Origin of the sequence: Nonomuraea sp. 10N515B (assembly GCF_052245915.1) — a bacterium.
Lineage (GTDB): Bacteria > Actinomycetota > Actinomycetes > Streptosporangiales > Streptosporangiaceae > Nonomuraea.
In genome coordinates this window covers 330,674-347,487 of the sequence record NZ_JBQQBQ010000002.1, presented here as the reverse complement: position 1 = coordinate 347,487, position 16,814 = coordinate 330,674, and the positions used below count along the sequence as shown (strand labels likewise).

The window sequence follows — 16,814 nt, the reverse complement described above, 5'->3', positions numbered from 1 at the left end:
GGCGTCAGTCGTCTCGCTGGCCCTCGATCAAGGCCTCGCCGATTTTCGTCCAGGAGTAGAAGACGGACCGGCCGATGCGGTGCCGCCGGACAAGGCGGGCATCCAGCAGGATCTTGAGATGGCGGCCCACTGACCCGAGCCCCTGGCCGGTCAGCGCCACGAGCTGGGTCGTGCTCTTGGGGCTGTCGAGAAGAACGAGCACGCCCGCCCGGGCCGGCCCCAGCAACCTGCCCAGGGCGTCAGGCACCGGCAACCGGTCCTGTTCGGCGAGGGCGCCCCTGCACGGGTACATCACGGCGTACCGGAGGGGCAGGTGCCAGCTGACCCACCCACAGCTCGGGGTCACCGGCACGAACAGCAGCTGAGCACCGGACAGCTCCCTGGGCGGGTTGTCGTGTGCGTTGATCTGCAGCCGGCCCTCGCCCAGCCAGCGCATCCCCGGTCGCATGTCATCCAGTGCCGCGGCCAGTAAGGCGAGATCGCCTGCCGCCATACCCACGCCAGGAGGTCGGCGGCACGTTCGGCCAGATCGGTGCGGTCCAGCGCGGCGGGAAGCGGCCCGCCCAGCGACACCGTCAGGTCCGTGTGGACGATCTTGCTGGGAGTCGTACGTATGTGCTCCGGTTCGTCCTCGAACGTCGCCTCTCCGTCGCCGGCGGGCGTGGGCACGAGGAAGTCGGCGATCCAGCGGTGGCCCAGCGCGGCACGCACGAGCAGCGCGCTGACCGGGTCGGCGGACAGCCGGCGCTGGTAGGCCGGCAGGTGGGCATCGAGCCACGCACGCTCTCCCGGATGCGCGGCCACGCCCTTCGCCAAGGTCAGCAAGCCGGCGGTGGTCTCGGCGAGAGGGGAGTTCACGCCGTTGTTCGCCGCCTCCGCCGTACAGACGATGGCCTCCACGGTGAGCGGGCTGGCTCTGGGCACGCTCGTCTACGCGGCGACCAGGTCGCCGCTCCTGTCGGCCCTGAGCATGTTCGGCGCTTCCTTCGCCCAGGTGATCGGCGCGACGGCGCTGATGTCGGCGGCCGATCGGCTGCCGCCGCGCGCCGCGTTGACCGCCCTGGCCGCGGCCTTCGGGGTCGGAACGGCCGTGATGGCGATCCCCGGCCTGCCGGTGTGGGCGCTCTTCGCCGTCCTGTTCGGCCTCGGGCTGGTCGCTTCGCTGGGTGGCGGGGTGCGCTTCGGGTTGCTGAACGAGATCCTTCCGCGGCAGGGCTACCTGCTCGGCCGATCCGTGCTCAACATGTCGGTGGGCATCACGCAGATCGTGGGGTTCGCCCTCGGCGGCCTGCTGGTCAACGCCCTGTCCCCGCAGGGCACGTTGCTCGCCGCGGCGATCCTCGACCTGGCCGCCGCGCTGATCGCGTCCATGGGGCTGGCCCGCCGGCCGGCACGCGCCTCCGGCCGCCCGTCCGTCGCCGCCACGTGGCGCAACAACGTCCGGCTGTGGTCATCGATCGGTGCCTCGCCGGTACGTCTACGTGGCCCTGTGGGTGCCGAACGGGCTGATCGTCGGCTGCGAGGCGCTCTTCGTGCCGTACGCGCCGGAGCACGCGGGCCTGCTGTTCGCCTTGGCCGCCTTCGGCATGCTGACCGGAGACGTGCTCATCGGCCGGTTCGTCCCGGCCCGGTGGCGGGAGCGGCTCGCCGCACCCCTGCGGCTGCTGCTGGCCGTTCCTTACCTGATCTTCATCCTGCGTCCCGGGCTGCCGATGGCGGCAGTGGCCATCACGCTGGCCTCCATCGGGTATGCGGCCAGCCTCCTGCTCCAGGAGCGGCTGGTCGCGCTCACTCCCGCCGACGTACGGGGACAAGCCTTGGGACTGCACTCCTCCGGCATGATGACCATGCAAGGCGTCGGAGCCGCTCTCGCCGGCGCCCTCGCTCAATACACCTCTCCCTCCCCCGCCATGTCCACGATGGCGGCGGCCTCGGTCCTGGTCACCGTGTGCCTGGCGCCTGGGCTTCGCCCCGACCGCAGCGGTGAGGAGGAGATCGCCACGTCGGCCGTACGCTGACCGACAGATGGGCATTCACCGGTCAAGAGTGCACAAATGTCTCTACCGACCGCGCAAAGATCATTCACATCATCGGCCGGGGAACGCATGATGATGGTGTGGCCTCCGAGGGGACCAGCCGGGGGCGGTGACTTGGGAGGGACGCCGTCCCCGGACAGTTGCCATCTCACGCGGGGGCGTACACCCGGTGGACGAACTCGGCGAGCTTGTTGTCGGGCAGTTCCTTGGCCAGGTCCGCTTCGCTGACCATGCCCACGATGCGGTGCTCGTCGATCACCGGCAGGCGCTTGATCTGGTGCTGCTCCAGCTTCTCCAGCGCCTCCTCCACGCTGCTGCGGGCCTCCACCCACACCAGGCCCCTGGCGAGCTCGATCGCCACGGTCCGGTCGAGGTCCTTGCCCTCGGCACAGCATTTGATCACGATGTCCCTGTCGGTGATGATGCCCTTCAGCCGGTCGTCGTCCCCGCAGATCGGCAGCGCGCCGACCCCCAGGTCGCGCATCATCTGCGACGCCCTGCGCAGGGACTCATGCGCGCCGATGCACTGCGCTCCCTCGTGCATCACGTCCCGGACGGTCTTGCCGATTCCCTGACCCATTGCGGCCTCCCAGTAGTGGATGGATCGTGTGGTCGCCGTCCCCCTACCCAGCAGGTCGCGCACTACCTCGATGCATGCAGTCTCAGCAATGGGATCCAGCCGCCGGCCAGGACCATGGCGCGCTGGCGGTGGGAGAGGCGGTGCCGGAGAACCACGCCGTTCACGGTCAGTTCGGTGCCGGTTTCGACCGCCTGGCGCAGGCCTTCGAAATGGAGTTCGCCGCCGATGGCGTCGTAGTCGGATTCGTCGGCGAATTCCAGCGGCAGCACGCCGAAGTTGGCCAGGTTCTGCCAGTGGATGCGGGCGAAGGACTTGGCGATGACGACGCGGAGTCCCAGGTAGCGGGGCACGATGGCGGCGTGCTCGCGTGAGGAGCCCTGGCCGTAGTTGCGGCCGGCGACGATGGCGTGCGGGCCCGCGTCGCGGGCCCGCCGCGGATAGTCCGGGTCGATCTGGGTGAAGGCGAAGTCGGCCAGCGCCGCGATGTTGCTGCGGTAGGGCAGCGCCCGGGCGCCGGCCGGCATGATCTCGTCGGTGGACAGGTCGTCGCCTGCCGTGAGCACGACCGGCAGGGTGAGGGAGTCGGGCAGCGGGTCGAGCTCGGGCAGCGAGCCGATGCTCGGGGCCTTGCTGAGCTCCACCTCGCGTGCCTGGTCGGCCGGCAGCGGCGGTTCGAGGAGGGCCATGCCGGCGCTGACCGTCCGCGGCAGGTGTACCCGTGGAGGGTCGAGGCCGAGGTCGCGTGGGTCGGTGATGGCGCCGGTCAGCGCCGCGGCGGCGGCGGTCTCGGGTGAGCAGAGCCAGACCGAGTCGTCGTGGGTGCCCGAGCGACCGGGGAAGTTGCGGGGGAAGGTGCGCAGGCTGTTGCGGCCCACGGCGGGCGCCTGGCCCATGCCGATGCAGCCCAGGCAGCCGGTCTGGTGAATGCGGGCACCGGCCTCGAGGAGCGCGGTGATGGCGCCCATTTTGGTGAGATCGGTGAGGATCTGCCGGGAGGTCGGGTTCACGTCCAGGGATACCTGGGGGTGCACCTGCCTGCCGCGCAGGATGTCGGCCACCACCGCGAAGTCGCGGAGGCCGGGGTTGGCCGAGGATCCCACGACGACCTGGTGGACCGGCTCGCCCGCGGCGTGCCGTACCGGGATGACGTTTCCCGGCGAGCCTGGGCGGGCGATCAGCGGCTCGAGCGTGGACAGGTCGATCTCGTCGTGCAGGTCGTAAGCGGCGCCGGGGTCGGCCAGGATTTCGGTGAAGTCGCCGGCCCTGCCTTGCGAGCGCAGGAACTCCAGGACCCGTTCGTCGGAGGGGAAGACCGTGGTGGTGGCGCCCAGCTCGGCGCCCATGTTGGCGATCACGTGCCGGTCCATCGCGGTCAGCGTGCCGAGCGCGGGCCCGTGGTATTCGATGATCCGGTGCACGCCGCCCCGTACGCCGTGGCGGCGCAACATTTCCAGGATCACGTCCTTGGCGCTCACCCACGGCGGCAGCGCGCCGGTGAGCCGTATGCCCCAGATCTCGGGCATCGTGACGAACAGCGGCTCGCCGGCCATGGCCATGGCCACCTCCAGGCCGCCGACGCCGATGGCCAGCATGCCGAGCGAGCCGGCCGCGCAGGTGTGCGAGTCGGACCCGGCGAGCGTCTTGCCCGGCACGCCGAAATGCTGCATGTGGGTGGGGTGGGACACGCCGTTGCCCGGGCGCGAGTGCCAGATGCCGAACCGGCGGCAGGCCGAGCGGAGGAACACGTGGTCGGCCATGTTGCGCTCGTCGGTCTGCAGCAGGTTGTGATCGACGTACTGGACGGCCACCTCGGTGCGTACCCGGTCCAGGGCGAGAGCCTCCAGTTCGAGCATCACCATCGTGCCGGTGGCGTCCTGGATCAGCGCCTGGTCGATCCGCAGCCCGATCTCCTCACCCGGCCGCAGCTCACCACTCGCCAGATGTGCGGCGATCAACTTCTCCGTCACGTTCAAGCTCACGAGGGACTCCTCTACCCCGATGGGGCGGGAGGAGTCGGCCGACGGCCGGCGACCAGATCGTTAGCGGTCCACGGGCTGGGGTAGCCGCGATCAGGAGGCGAGGAAGGGGGACGTCATGGCCACTCATGATCTCGATTCGGGCGTGGCCACCGCGGCGGGGCGCCCGTGGACCAGGACCGCGGGCATGATCGGCACCGGCGCCGCCGCCGGCGCCACCATCGAGTATCTGCTCGACCCTGACCGTGGGCGCAGCCGCCGGGCCAAGGTTCGCGATCAGGCCTCGCACGCCGTTCACGCACTCTCGCACGGTCTGGGCCGCGTGGGCCGCGATCTGCGGAACCGCTCACGCGGGATCGCCGGGGCGGCCCGCTTCAGGCTGACGGGCCGTTCCGCGGACGACCGGATCCTGCACGAACGCGTGCGAGCGGAGCTCGGCCGCTATCTGACCCATCCGCACGCCGTTCATGTGAGCGTGGAGAACCGCGTCGCGCGGCTTGAGGGCGACGTGCTCAGCCGCGAGGAGCGACCGGCGGAGCGCGCGATCCGTCGCATCCCCGGGGTGAAGGCCGTCGATGCGAGGTGGAAGGTGCACCGGGACCCGTCGAACGTGCCCCAGCTCCAGGGCCTGGGCCGGGCCCGGCCGCCCGCTCCCGAGTTGCTCCATCAGCACTGGGCGCCCTCGGCCAGGTTCGTCACCGGTACGGCCGCCGCCGCCCTGTGGGTCCTCGCCCGCCGATTCCGCCCGGCGATCGCCTGGCCCCTGCGCGGCGCAGGCGCCGTGCTCGCCGCCCGCGCCGCCACCAACCTCCCGCTCCGCAGGCTTACGGGCATCAACGCCGGCCGGCGCGCCATCGACGTCAACCGCGCCATCTCGATCGCGGCGAGCCCGGAGGAAATCTGGCCGCTGGTCAGCGACTACTCCATCTTCGCCACGGTCATGCCCGATGTCCGCGAGGTCCGGCGCTCGGCCGACGGCCTGCGCTCGCACTGGGAGATCACCGGCCCCGCCGGCCGGCTCATCAGGCTCGACGCCATCGAGACCAGTCGCGAGGAGGGCCGGCACATCGCGTGGAAGTCCGCCGACGGCCAGCTGATCGCCCACGCCGGGATGGTGCGGCTGACGCCCGAAGAGGACGGCAGGACGCGGGTGCAGGTGCGGCTGTCCTACAACCCGGTGGTGGGCGCGGCCGGCCATGCGGTCGCGCGACTGCTGGGCGCGGACCCGGCTACCAAGCTCAAGGAGGACCTGATGCGGCTCAAGTCGTACGTCGAGGGCCGGCGCCGACACGCGATCGGCCAGCCGTCGAGGTAGGCGCGTCTCCCCGTGGACGGTCACCGGGGCGGCGCGTCTCGGATCTCAGGTATTGGGGTGTGCGGCGCTGATGGCGGCCAGGGCGGAGTCGCGTTCCAGATCCAGGGCCAGGTCGCCCAGCGACAACACCCCGACCGGCCGGTCGTTGTCGAGCACCGGCAGCCGGCGGATCGCGTGCAGGCGCATCAACTCCACGGCGTACCACTCGCCATCGTCGGCAGAGACGGTCACCAGCGTCCGGCTGCAGATGTCACCGGCCGAAACGAGGTCGGGTGACAGGCCTTGCGCAACCGCCCGTACCACGATGTCCCGATCGGTCAACACCCCGACCAGCCGTCCGTCCTCCATGACGAAGACGTCTCCGATGTCGTAGGCGCGCATCTCCCGCGCCGCGGCCACCAGCGTGGAATCGACGCTCACCATCACGAGATCCTTCGTCATCACATCCCGAACGCGGCGTGTCATATCAGGTCCTCAGCAGCAGAAACACTCGCGGATGAGAGGCCGGCACAGCGGCCTCAGCGGGTCGGCGCGACCGCACCAGGCCCCTCGCCTCGACACGTGCCCGCACACCGGCACGAAAGTCACATCCGCCGGCGATTTTGCCGCCTCAAGCAGGTATCTCAACCCTCTGGAAGGCAAGGGTCGCGCGGGATCCGGCCGTCACGCGGTATTTCCGGCACGCCCCGCCGCCACCAGCCCCGCACCGAGGCCGAGCCACAGGCTGAAGACCGAAGCGGTGGCGCCGGTCAGCGAAAGCTTCAAGCCGAGCTCGACCAGCACCACCACGGCCGCCACCAGGAACAGCGCGCCCGCGGCGAGCACCAGCGGCGGGCGGCCCAGGCGCGCGGCCAGGCAGGCCACCAGGCCGAGCACCACGCCGACGGCCGCGGTCACAGGGGTCATCTCGACGAAGCGCCAGTCGCCGCGGGTGATCACGAACACGGCGCTGACCACCGAGGCGATGCCGAGCGCGAGCGCGTACCGATCCGGCGCCCAGCCGACGCGGCGCTCCGGGTCCCGCAGTCCGTCCGCCCCGTAGTAGCGTCCCGCCGCCGTCGCCAAGAGCGCGAGATGCACCATGATCATCAAGAAGTACGCCCAGTGCCACTCGTTCGGCGTGTTCAGCACCGACAGCGTGATCGCCAAGGTCTGCCCGATGCCGATCAGCGCCCACCACCTCGTGGCGAGCCCCACCAGCAGGAAGGCCCCCAGCCCCGCTTCGACCAGCAGCACCAGCCAGCCGAAGAACGTGAAGTTGGGCAGCACCAGGTGCTCGACCACCCACGAGTACGGCGGAAGCACCGGGTACTGCACGGCGTACCCCGTGAACAGGAACAGGCCGCGTGGCGGCGACGTCTGGCCGAACCCGTCGGCGGGCGTCTTCCAGCCCGAGTTCTGTATCCACAACAGCGCGGTGGCCACACGCACCACCGCCAGGGTGGCGGGAGCACCGCGCGAGAGGGTGGCGACGTCGGACATCGGCATACTCCTCGAAGAGAGCTTGTCCCCTACCCAACCTCGGGGCGGGGTTGTCAGATAGTGCCCGACCGGACACTGTACGGCTCACGCTCAACGGATGTTCAGCGCCACGTCCTCGCCGGCCGGCCGGTTCTCGACGAGGCGGAGCAGAGCACGGGCGGGCACCCCGAGCGGACGGGTGGTGCGCGTGATGAGCAGATCGGTGTCGACCACGCCGGCGGACACGGTGGGGCCGAACGGGCTCCAGAACGCCCCGTCCGTGGTGATGGTGAGCTCGGCGGGCAGGTCCTGCTGCCGGGCCGTCACGCCGAGATCGTGGTCGGCGGCGCGGCCTCGCCGGACGATCGGCCGGATGATGTGGTCCTCGTCGGGCACGCCGAGGTCGCGGTGGAGGGAGCACAGGCGGTCGAGTTCGGCGTCCTCGATCGACTCGACGGTGGTGGCGATGCGCACCTTGACGCCGCGCTCCACCAGTCGTGGGATCGCCTCGACGACCTTGCCGAAGTTCTCCGGGCCGCGCATCTCGTCGTTGGCGTCGGGGTCGGGGCGGTCCAGCGAGATCTGCATCGCCACCGGGCGCCCCAGGATCGGCTCGAGCCGATCGAGCCGCTTGGGCGTGAAGAGCGTGCCGTTGGTGAGCACCAGCACGGGCAGGTGCTCGGCCATGTCCGCCAGAGTCTTGGGCAATCCCATCACCAGAAACGGCTCGCCGCCGGTGACGCCGAGGTCGGTGAAACCCAGCTGTGCCGCCTCCGCGGCGATTTCGACCATGCGCTGGTGGCCGAGCTCGCGGCGCGCGACCTGCGGCGCGGATTCGGTCAGGCAGTAAGTGCAGGCGAGGTTGCAGTGGTAGTCGGCATACATCCAGACCCGGCCGGGAAGCCGTCCTTCGGCCACCGCCTCAGCGACTGTGCTCATCGGATCCCCTCATCTTCACAGCAGGTCCTCCAGCTTCAGCCTGGACAGCGTGTCGGGCGCGGTGGGCAGGTCGAGCGCCGTGGCCACGCGGTTGAGCATCAGGGTGGTCCCCGCGACCACGGTCAGCTCCACCATCTCGTGATCGGCGACATGCTCGCGGAGCCGGGCCCGCGCCTGGTCGGGCACCGGGCCGTGCCCTCCCGCGACGGCGTCCGACCAGGCGATCACCGCCTGCTCGGCGGCATCGGCGAACACCTCCCGATAGTCGCCGGACATGCGCAGCGCGAGGATCTCCTCGCGGGACAGGCCCGCATCCAGCGCGACCGCGGTGTGGGTCTGCACGCAGTAGCGGCATCCGGCAAGCGCCGAGACCCGCACGATCACCAGCTCCTTGGTCCGCCACGACAGGGCGGACGGGCCGAGGGCGGCCCCGATGAACGGCAGCGCCACCTCCAGCAGCTCGGGCACATGAGCCAGGGCGGTCACGATAGGCCCCGGATCGCCGTTCCCGTAGAAGGGGCGGGCCAGCAGCGGCGCCTGATCGGCCGTCAGCAATCGCACGGCACTCATGCGGCTCACGGTATGCCGAATGATCTCCACCGTCAGCGACGCCCCGCATGACGTCACAGCTTCGTAAGACACCGACCGGTTCGTCCGTGGTTCCGTACCGTTATGCGCCACTTCCTGCTCGCGCTGCTCCTGGCCACCTCGTTCATCACCGGGTGTGGAGGTGCGGGCGAGACCTCCGCGAACGAGCAGGGGATCCCTGACACGCTGCGTGTCGGGTTGATCCCCAACATCTCCCCCGAACAACAGCGCGCGAAGTACGAGCCGTTCGCGACGTTCCTGGAACGCCGGCTCGGCGTGCCGGTGGACCTGTTTGTGGCCTCCGACTACGCCGGGGTCGTCGCGGCGCTCGCCGCGGGCCGGATCGACCTCGCCTATCTCGGCGGGCTCAGCTACGTCCAAGCCGAGCAGCAGGTCCAGCTCACTCCCCTGGTCACCGAGGTCGACCACGCCACCGACACGCCGCAGTACGTCTCCGCGGTCGTGGTCCGCGCCGATGCGCCGTACCAGGATCTGCGGAAGGACATCGTCGCGGCCGGCCGGTCGTTCGCCTTCGGCGACGTCAGTTCCACCTCGGGCAGCCTCTACCCGCGGATCATGCTGACCGAGGCGGGTGCGACGTGCTCGCCGCGGCGCGTGGACGAGTGCCCGCCGCTGCGGAAGGTCACGTTCACGGGCGGGCACGACGCCACCGCGCAGGCGGTGCTGAGCGGGCAGGCCGACGCGGGCGGGATCGAGCTGCGCATCTTGCGGCGTCTGGAGAAAGAGGGCAAGATCCCGGCGGGGCAGCTGCGCGTGATCGCCGAGCGCCGGGTACAGGGCTATCCGTGGGTGATGCGCGCGGCGCTCGGAGAGCGCGCGCATGCCGTCCTGACCGAGGCCTTCACCTCGATCGAGGATCCGGCGCTGCTCGACCTGATGCGGGCCAAACGCTATGTGACGGTCACCGCCGCCGACTATGACGAGGTCCGTCGCGCCGCGGCCGACCTCGGGCTGCTCACGGTCAAGCAGTGAGCCTAGGGAACGGAGGCGGACATCGACGTCCAGACGCGACAGCTGAGCGTGGATTTTCCCGACCGGAGGCTCCGCGCGGTCGACCGGGTGACCTTGCGGATCGCGGAAGGTGACCAGGTGGCGCTGCTCGGGCCCTCGGGCGCGGGCAAGTCGACGCTCCTGCGGGCCCTGCTCGGCGCGGTTCCCATCACGGGCACGGTCCGGGTGGGCGGGTCGGACCCGTACGGCGGCGCCGCCGAGCGGCGGGCGATCCGGCGAGCCAGCGGGTTCGTCCGGCAGGGCGGAGATCTGGTGCCCGGGCTGTCGGCGCGGCTGAACGCCACCATGGGCACCAGCCCGTCCTGGACCCTGCGCGACTGGGTGAGGGTGCTCGGCGGCCGGGTGCCGGCGGCGCAGGAGGAACGGCTCGCGGCCCTCGCCGACCGGCATGGGATCACGGACTCGCTGCCCGCCCGCGTCCGGGAGCTGTCCGGCGGGCAGCGCCAGCGGGTGGCCGTCATCCGCGCCCTGCTCCCCCGGCCCCGGCTTTTACTGGCCGACGAGCCCACCAGCGGGCTGGATCCGGTCACCGCGGCGGCCGTGGTCGACGCCCTCTGCTCGCCGGCCGGATCGATGACGGTCATCGTCGCCACCCACGACCTGGCCGTGGCCCGGCGCTTCCCGCGCATCCTGGCCATGCGCGACGGCAGGCTCGTTCACGACGGGCCATCCCTCGACGAGACGACGGCTGCGGGCGTCTACGGCGATGGGGGGCGTCCCCGATGAGCCGGCGTCCGGGGTGGCCGCGCTGGGGGCATGCCCTGATGCTCGCCCTCGTGCTCGGCTGGGCCGTGCACGGCACCGGGCTGAGCATCGGCGCGCTCGCCGACGGAGCCGGAGGAGCCCTCCTGCTCCTCGAGGGCTTCCTGTCCCCCGACCTGTCCGGCGCGTTCCTGGCGGATGTGGCCGGCGCGCTCGTGGAGACCGTGCAGATCTCGCTGACCGGCCTGTTCTTCGCCGCCCTGCTGGGATTGCCGCTCGCCGTGCTGATCGCGGGCAACGTCGAGGCGGCGCCGGCCCTGCGGGCGGCGGCCAGGACGACCGCGGCGGCGTTGCGCGGAGTCCCCGACCTGCTGTGGGCGCTGCTGTTCGTGGCGATGCTCGGGCCCGGAGCGGCCGCGGGATCGCTGGCTCTCGCCGTCCACGGGGCGGGGCTGCTGGCCAAGCTCTGCGCGGAGCAACTCGAGGCGGTGAACCCCGCGCCCGTCGAGGCGCTTCGCCTCACCGGCTCCGGCCGGATGGCCACGACCACGCTCGCCGTGGTGCCACAGGCGGCGCCCGGCCTGGCCTCGCTGCTGCTCTACCAGGGGGAGTGCAACCTGCGCACCTCGACCGTGCTCGGCTTCGTCGGCGCCGGGGGTATCGGTCAGGAGCTGGCGGTCTCGCTCAAGCTCTTCCGCTACGACGAGCTGTCGACCCTGGTCATCGCCGTTCTCGCGGTGATTCTGCTGGTCGATTTGGCCTCCCGTACGCTCAGGCGCAGGCTAGGAGCGGTCACATGAGAAAGGGGGAAGGAATCGTGCGCGCAACCGCATTGCTCCGTGCCTGGGCCGAGGACCTGGCGGCATGGCGCATTCCCGAGTCGATCCTGTCCGGCGTCACCGAGTCGCCCTGGGTCCTGCCGGACGAGGTCTTCGCCCGCCGCGCCGACCACTATCTGGCCGCGCCCTGCGGACCGTCGTACGAGCGGGCGATGGAGGCCCTCGGGCCCGGCGGCTCGGTGCTCGACGTCGGCGCCGGGGCCGGCGCGGCCAGTCTCCCCCTGGCCTCCCGTACCACCGCTCTCACCGCGGTGGACTCGCACCAGCCGCTCCTCGACGACCTGGTGCGCCGCGCCGCGCCGCTGGGCCTGGCCCCCGTGGTCGTCTGCGGCACCTGGCCCGAGGCCGCCGCCACAGTGCCGGAGGCCGACGTGGTGCTCTGCCACCATGTGATCTACAACGTGGCGGATCTGGCGCCGTTCATCGCGGCGCTGACCGGGCACGCTCGCCGCCTGGTGGTCGCGGAGATCACCGTACGGCACCCGCTGGCCGATCTGAACCCGTACTGGAAGCAGTTCCACGGCCTGGACCGGCCCGAGGGCCCGACGGCCGAGCAGGTGATCGAGATCCTCCAAGCGCTCGGCCTGCAGGTGAAGGCCCAGCAGTGGACCCGCCCGGCGATGGCCGAATACGGCAGCTTCGCGACCCTCGTGGACGTCACCCGCCGCCGCCTCTGCCTGCCACCGGAGCGCCGCGACGACGTCGCCGCAGCGCTGACGAACGCCGGTCTCACCGAGGAGTGCCTGTCCGACCTCGGCTCATCCGGCCGCGAACTGGTCACCCTCTGGTGGCCGGGTGAGGCATAGGTCGCCGGTCAGGATCGATGACCAGGCTGCCCAGCACCACCGCCTCCGCCCCGCTCGTCAATCGAGCCACTCGTGCTCGCTTGGCGCGACTGGCCGGCACCGACGGCACGTACGCCCTGATCCATCAGCCCTTGATCACCTGACGGGCCCGGATCTCGATCAGCTGAGTGGTTCCCGTGGTGTTCTTGGACAAGACCTTCGAGGTGAGGGTAGTGACCGGTGTCAGCCCATAACGCGGCGGAGGCCGAGCCGGAGTCTGCGCCATCGAGGTGAGTGATCATCTGCCGCGAAGTGGCCGGTACGTCGGGAGGCTGCGATGAGAGCGGGCGGCACGTCCACCACTGCGGAGCGTTCCGGAAGACCGACGCTGACGTTGGGCGTCGAGGAGGAGTTCCTCCTGCTGGACCGCTCCGACGGGTGCCCGGTCGACCGGGCACCCGGGATCCTGTCATTGCTCGGCGGCGAGCCGCGGGTCAAGTACGAGTTCCTGCGCTACCAGCTGGAGACCGTCACCCGTGTGTGCACGGATCTGGGGCAGGTGGCGGAGGAGCTCGCGTGGTCGCGACGGATTGCCGCCGGCGCGGCGACGGCGCTGGACTGCCATCTCGTCGCCACCGGCATGGCGCCGCAGCGCGGCTCCACCCTGTGCCCGGTCACGGCCGACCCCCGCTATCTGCGCTTGGTCGCCCGCTATGGCGCCCTGGCCGCGGGCCCCGGCACCTGCGGCTGCCATGTGCACGTCGGCATCCCGTCGCGGGAACTGGGCGTGCGGGTCCTGGCGAGGCTCCGGCCGTACCTGGCCACGCTGCTGGCCCTCAGCGCGAACTCTCCCGTCGCCGACGGTCGCGACACCGGCTGGGCCAGCAGCCGCTACCTGCGGTGGACCCGATGGCCGTCGGCGGTGCCTCCCCGTGTGTGGCGATCCGCAGCAGACTACGACGCCGCCGTACGCCGGCTGATCCTCCGGGGGGATGCGCTGGACGAGCGAGGCGTCTACTTCCACGCCCGCCTGTCACCGCGCTACCCGACCGTGGAGTTGCGCATCATGGACGCCTGCCTCACGGTCGAGGACACCATCCTGGTCGCCGGACTGGCACAGGCGTTGGTCGCGCTGGCGATCAGCGACGAGAGACGCCAGGTACCGATCAAGGCCATCAGCAACCGGCGGATCGCCGACGAGCTACGCGCCGCCGCCCGGCACGGCCTGCTCGCGCATACCGTGGATCCGTACACCGGATCCACGGTGCCGCACCGCCTCCTGCTGGATGGCGTACTCAACCGCCTGCCTGAGCCCCAGCCGATCGCCCGGCTGCTCCACCGGCTCGCCCTGCGCGGTACAGGTGCCGACAGGCAGCGCGCGATGTGGGCCAGCGCCGACACGCCGCAACGCTTCGCCCAGTTCCTCGCCGACGCGACCCTGCGCTGACTCCGGATCTGTGAAGACGTGCTGGCTACCGCCAGCCGTACGGGTGAGGAGAGGTGACGGGACCGGCTCCGTACATCTCCTGGCTGGGCTGCACGCCATAGACGCCGGCCACGGACTGATACGCCGTAAGTCCGGTCGTCTGCTGTGGCAGGAGCCCAGCCAAGATCATCTCGCTGGTGAGCTGGTCCATCATCGCCTGGATCTCGGACGGTTGCGGAATGACGCCGGGCAGCGACGGCGCCAGCGCGCGGACGGCGTCGGGCAGCCCCATGCCCGTGCGGAGCGGGTCACCGAAGTTCAGTGGCGTGCAACTGGACTTGATGATCTGGAAGAGGCGGTCCACGCGTCTGGCGTCGCGGTGCCTGAACCCGTTGGTGAAATCGACGTGGTGGGCCAGGACGAGCGCGGCCAGGCCGGTGACATGGGGGGCGGCCATGGAGGTGCCGTCCCACGCCGCATAACCGTCCGGCGGTATCGCCGACACGACCGCCACACCGGGAGCACAGACGTCGATCTCCGGACCGAAGCAGGTGAACTCGGCCGAGAAATAGCCCTCGCCGGTGGGCGGCTGGCGCATCTGGTCGGCGTGCGTGCTGTCGGCCGGGAACGTGCCGGCCTTGCCGATCGCCGCGACGGTGAGCACGATCGGCAGGTTGCCGGGGAAGCTGACCGGCCCGCCGTCGTTGCCGGCCGCGGCCACGCAGGCGACACCCGCGCTCCGCAGCTCTTCGATCTTGGCCGCCACCAGCGGGGAGGACTCCTTGGTGCCGAGGCTGAGGTTGACGACGTCGATCTCCTGGGCGAGACAATAGTCGAGCGCCTCGATGAGGTCGCTCAGCCGGCCACCCGGGAAGATCTTGCAGGCGTGGACCTCCGCCTCCACAGCGAATCCCACGATGCCCTGGCCATTGTCGGCGCCGGTGATGACTCCGGCGCAATGCGAGCCATGGTGCACCTTGTCGGTCTTCCAGCCGCCTGCCTTGCGAGCGGACAGGTCGCATCCCTCGACGACCTCGCCGGCCAGGTCCGGGTGCGCCACGGCGGCGCCCGAGTCGACCACTGCGATCTTGACCCCCGCCCCCCGGAACGTGGGAGGCAGCCGGTGCAGCTGCATGGCCTGCTGCCCCCAGCCGAACAGCTGCCGGTCAGGGAAGCCGGGCAAGGTGTCGGAAAGCCTCTTGAGCACGATCAGGTTGTCGCGGTCCGGCCTGAGGTCCGGCCGGTCGACGATACGGCTCCAATACCCGCTGCGGGGTTTGACCAGCACACTGGCGATCGACTCCGGCGTCTCACCGGTCATCGTGACCGTGCCTCGCCCGTCGGACCCCGTAATGGTCTGCGCGGGCCAGAGATAGCCGTTGACCATGATGGTGACGTCGGGCACCGGCTTGCCGCCGGGATCGGTGACCAAGAAGGTGAAGGTGGATTCGATACCCAAGGGCTCGACGACCTGGTGACGCGTCTCCCTGCGGGGCATGGCCGACACGTGCGTGTAGGTGAGCAACCGGTCACGCTCGACATGCACCTGAGGCAACTGCCTGCTCAGCGACTCGGCTTTCTCGCGGCTCATCCGCACCACCATCACGCTCGGGAAGGAGACGCCCGGCACGCCCATCAGCCCCACCCCGGCCCTCTGGCGCATCTCCAGATGCCGCAGCACCTCGACCTGGGTGTCGCGCTCCAGCATGTCACGCAGGTCGGCGGCATCCAGGGGGTGCGCGTTCACCCCCATCGTCTCCAAGTACGGCCGCGGCAGGACCGCCGCCATGTACTGCCGCGTGCGTGACTGCACTTCCTGCTGCTGCGCCGGCTTGCCCCGCCCCGACGACCGCGGCCGCGACTCGTTGTTGTTGTTGGAACCAGTGCTGTTGGTCATGACGTCTGTCGCCACTTTCTGTGCTTAAAAGAGCTCAACAGGCAAATCAGGCTCGATCGTGAGGCGGGATCCGTGCTGTTTCTGCAGGGCCTCGGCCCGCGCCACAGGCATGTCCACCGCGATCAGGGTGGGTCGTTCCGGCGGCCCGACGATCCGCCGCACCGTCACCTCGGCATCCCCGCCGAGCGCCCGCGCCAGGTCGGCGAGCACCGCCGGCTCGCCACCGATCATGTACGGCATGCGCCCGGACCGGCCACTGGCCGATCCGGGCTCCTCCGATGGCTTGATCACTGCGATGGCCGGCCCGGCTGACCCGCCCCGCCGACGAGGTTGACCACGTGCTGCACCTGCGCCATGCACGCCTCGAACTGCAGGTTTCGGTACAGGCGGACGGCCTGCACCATCGGCGGGATGGCCTCGGCGAGCTGAGGCGCCTGCGGCAGCGTCGCCTGCAGCCAGCCGTGCAGCTGCATCAGCGCCATCGCGCACTGCTGCTGCGGGTTTTGCGGCGCCAGGGCGACGCCACCGAAGGGCATGCTCGACCAGCGCTCCTGTCCCACCATCGGCTCCATCCGATCCCCGCTTACTGGCCGATGCCCGCGAAGGCCGGCTGCTGCTGGGAGACCATCTGGCCCGGCACGCCGATGGGCTGCATCTGCTGCGGGATCATCTGCCCCTGCAGACCGACGGGCAACTGCTGGCCGAACGGCTGAGGCAGTTGCTGACCGTACTGCTGCTGCGGCAGTTGCTGACCATACTGCTGCGGCACCTGCTGGCCGAACGGCTGTTGCGGCAACTGCTGACCGAACTGCTGCTGCGGCAGTTGCTGACCGAACTGCTGAAGCTGCGGCATCTGCTGGCCAATGGGCTGCTGCATCTGCTGTTGCTCGATGGTCGTGAGGATCTGCCGGACAACGCCCGGCCCGAACCGCAGACCGCAGCGGGCAATTTTGTCCCAAAAAGTCACAGGGCTTGTCTGGTGCTCCTGTGGGAAGATCTGCTCGCCTGCCACCTGGAAGGGCTGCAGTTGTGCACCCTGCATACCACCGGGAACACCCATGGGTGTCATGCCCTGCTGGCCGTACTGCTGCTGAAGGTGCGGCGGGATCTGCTGACCGTACTGCTGCTGCTGAAGGTGCGGCGGGATCTGCTGACCGTACTGCTGCAGTTGGAGGTGCGGCGGAATTTGCTGGCCGTACTGTTGGGTCTGGAACGGTTGGGTTGCGAAAGTCATGGGT

The 16,814-nt window shown here is 70.4% G+C and carries 20 protein-coding genes and 1 pseudogene; 9 read left to right on the top strand and 12 right to left on the bottom strand.

The window, feature by feature from the left end:
- Positions 1 to 4: 4 nt before the first annotated feature.
- Together ACTWQA_RS04035 and ACTWQA_RS04030 are read right to left on the bottom strand one after the other, a co-directional pair.
- Entirely contained in the window at positions 5 to 352 is a 348-nt protein-coding gene (locus ACTWQA_RS04035) for an ArsR/SmtB family transcription factor (RefSeq protein WP_443157937.1), read from the bottom strand.
- A complete protein-coding gene (locus ACTWQA_RS04030) occupies positions 343 to 924 on the bottom strand; it encodes a hypothetical protein (RefSeq protein ID WP_443157936.1) in 582 nt (193 codons plus the stop codon). Before ACTWQA_RS04030 ends, ACTWQA_RS04035 begins: the two co-directional genes overlap by 10 nt.
- On the opposite strand from ACTWQA_RS04030, the pseudogene ACTWQA_RS04025 reads away from it, so the two are divergent.
- Both ACTWQA_RS04025 and ACTWQA_RS04020 read left to right on the top strand, forming a co-directional pair.
- Positions 890 to 1,414 (top strand): annotated as a pseudogene (locus tag ACTWQA_RS04025) (MFS transporter); the annotation flags it as partial. The gene ACTWQA_RS04030 and the pseudogene ACTWQA_RS04025 sit on opposite strands and share 35 nt — an antisense overlap.
- Before the next feature lie 46 nt (positions 1,415 to 1,460).
- Complete coding sequence (locus tag ACTWQA_RS04020) at positions 1,461 to 2,018, top strand: MFS transporter (protein WP_443157935.1); 558 nt, start codon at positions 1,461 to 1,463, stop codon at positions 2,016 to 2,018.
- Positions 2,019 to 2,184: 166 nt separating this feature from the next.
- Here the strand turns inward: ACTWQA_RS04020 and ACTWQA_RS04015 are convergent, their stop codons facing one another.
- Both ACTWQA_RS04015 and ACTWQA_RS04010 read right to left on the bottom strand, forming a co-directional pair.
- Positions 2,185 to 2,616 carry a CBS domain-containing protein gene (locus ACTWQA_RS04015; RefSeq protein ID WP_327582582.1) on the bottom strand — a complete coding sequence of 144 codons (432 nt, stop codon included), beginning with the start codon at positions 2,614 to 2,616 and terminating at the stop codon, positions 2,185 to 2,187.
- Between the two features lie 62 nt (positions 2,617 to 2,678).
- Positions 2,679 to 4,595 (bottom strand): aconitate hydratase, encoded by a 1,917-nt coding sequence (locus ACTWQA_RS04010; RefSeq protein ID WP_443157934.1) that lies wholly within the window; start codon positions 4,593 to 4,595, stop codon positions 2,679 to 2,681.
- A gap of 115 nt (positions 4,596 to 4,710) precedes the next feature.
- On the opposite strand from ACTWQA_RS04010, the gene ACTWQA_RS04005 reads away from it, so the two are divergent.
- On the top strand, positions 4,711 to 5,907 hold the full coding sequence (locus tag ACTWQA_RS04005; protein ID WP_443157933.1) for an SRPBCC family protein: 1,197 nt from the start codon (positions 4,711 to 4,713) through the stop codon (positions 5,905 to 5,907).
- 45 nt (positions 5,908 to 5,952) lie between these two features.
- On the opposite strand, the gene ACTWQA_RS04000 is transcribed toward ACTWQA_RS04005, so the two are convergent.
- The 4 genes from ACTWQA_RS04000 to ACTWQA_RS03985 all read right to left on the bottom strand — a co-directional run bounded on the left by ACTWQA_RS04000 (position 5,953) and on the right by ACTWQA_RS03985 (position 8,877).
- Positions 5,953 to 6,348, bottom strand: coding sequence for a CBS domain-containing protein (locus tag ACTWQA_RS04000; protein WP_443157932.1), 396 nt, complete (start codon positions 6,346 to 6,348; stop codon positions 5,953 to 5,955).
- A 222-nt stretch (positions 6,349 to 6,570) separates the two neighbouring features.
- Positions 6,571 to 7,389 carry an Rv1678 family membrane protein gene (locus ACTWQA_RS03995; RefSeq protein ID WP_443157931.1) on the bottom strand — a complete coding sequence of 273 codons (819 nt, stop codon included), beginning with the start codon at positions 7,387 to 7,389 and terminating at the stop codon, positions 6,571 to 6,573.
- A gap of 90 nt (positions 7,390 to 7,479) precedes the next feature.
- The gene (locus ACTWQA_RS03990; protein ID WP_443157930.1) at positions 7,480 to 8,307 is read right to left on the bottom strand and encodes a radical SAM protein; all 828 of its coding nucleotides are present in this window, start codon (positions 8,305 to 8,307) and stop codon (positions 7,480 to 7,482) included.
- 15 nt (positions 8,308 to 8,322) lie between these two features.
- On the bottom strand, positions 8,323 to 8,877 hold the full coding sequence (locus ACTWQA_RS03985) for a carboxymuconolactone decarboxylase family protein (RefSeq protein ID WP_443157929.1): 555 nt from the start codon (positions 8,875 to 8,877) through the stop codon (positions 8,323 to 8,325).
- Positions 8,878 to 8,979: 102 nt separating this feature from the next.
- Between ACTWQA_RS03985 and phnD the strand changes: the two genes are divergently transcribed.
- The 6 genes from phnD to ACTWQA_RS03955 all read left to right on the top strand — a co-directional run bounded on the left by phnD (position 8,980) and on the right by ACTWQA_RS03955 (position 13,700).
- Positions 8,980 to 9,888 carry a phosphate/phosphite/phosphonate ABC transporter substrate-binding protein gene (phnD, locus tag ACTWQA_RS03980; protein ID WP_443157928.1) on the top strand — a complete coding sequence of 303 codons (909 nt, stop codon included), beginning with the start codon at positions 8,980 to 8,982 and terminating at the stop codon, positions 9,886 to 9,888.
- Positions 9,889 to 9,975: 87 nt separating this feature from the next.
- Positions 9,976 to 10,653 (top strand): ATP-binding cassette domain-containing protein, encoded by a 678-nt coding sequence (locus ACTWQA_RS03975; RefSeq protein WP_443157927.1) that lies wholly within the window; start codon positions 9,976 to 9,978, stop codon positions 10,651 to 10,653.
- The gene (gene phnE, locus ACTWQA_RS03970; RefSeq protein WP_327582591.1) at positions 10,650 to 11,429 is read left to right on the top strand and encodes a phosphonate ABC transporter, permease protein PhnE; all 780 of its coding nucleotides are present in this window, start codon (positions 10,650 to 10,652) and stop codon (positions 11,427 to 11,429) included. Before ACTWQA_RS03975 ends, phnE begins: the two co-directional genes overlap by 4 nt.
- Positions 11,426 to 12,274 carry a class I SAM-dependent methyltransferase gene (locus tag ACTWQA_RS03965; protein ID WP_443157926.1) on the top strand — a complete coding sequence of 283 codons (849 nt, stop codon included), beginning with the start codon at positions 11,426 to 11,428 and terminating at the stop codon, positions 12,272 to 12,274. Before phnE ends, ACTWQA_RS03965 begins: the two co-directional genes overlap by 4 nt.
- Before the next feature lie 17 nt (positions 12,275 to 12,291).
- Positions 12,292 to 12,417: a hypothetical protein gene (locus ACTWQA_RS03960; protein ID WP_443157925.1), complete on the top strand. Its 126-nt coding sequence runs from the start codon at positions 12,292 to 12,294 to the stop codon at positions 12,415 to 12,417.
- A 173-nt stretch (positions 12,418 to 12,590) separates the two neighbouring features.
- The gene (locus ACTWQA_RS03955; protein ID WP_443157924.1) at positions 12,591 to 13,700 is read left to right on the top strand and encodes a carboxylate-amine ligase; all 1,110 of its coding nucleotides are present in this window, start codon (positions 12,591 to 12,593) and stop codon (positions 13,698 to 13,700) included.
- A 25-nt stretch (positions 13,701 to 13,725) separates the two neighbouring features.
- Here ACTWQA_RS03955 and ACTWQA_RS03950 read toward each other — a convergent pair whose 3' ends face one another.
- From ACTWQA_RS03950 to ACTWQA_RS03935, 4 genes are read right to left on the bottom strand one after another with little or no spacing between them, the layout of a single operon-like run.
- Positions 13,726 to 15,576, bottom strand: a complete 1,851-nt coding sequence (locus ACTWQA_RS03950; protein WP_443157923.1) for a S8 family serine peptidase — start codon at positions 15,574 to 15,576, stop codon at positions 13,726 to 13,728.
- A gap of 24 nt (positions 15,577 to 15,600) precedes the next feature.
- Entirely contained in the window at positions 15,601 to 15,816 is a 216-nt protein-coding gene (locus tag ACTWQA_RS03945; RefSeq protein WP_443157922.1) for a hypothetical protein, read from the bottom strand.
- A gap of 47 nt (positions 15,817 to 15,863) precedes the next feature.
- Positions 15,864 to 16,139: a hypothetical protein gene (locus ACTWQA_RS03940; protein ID WP_327582596.1), complete on the bottom strand. Its 276-nt coding sequence runs from the start codon at positions 16,137 to 16,139 to the stop codon at positions 15,864 to 15,866.
- Between the two features lie 20 nt (positions 16,140 to 16,159).
- On the bottom strand, positions 16,160 to 16,810 hold the full coding sequence (locus ACTWQA_RS03935) for a hypothetical protein (protein ID WP_443157921.1): 651 nt from the start codon (positions 16,808 to 16,810) through the stop codon (positions 16,160 to 16,162).
- Positions 16,811 to 16,814 lie beyond the last annotated feature (4 nt).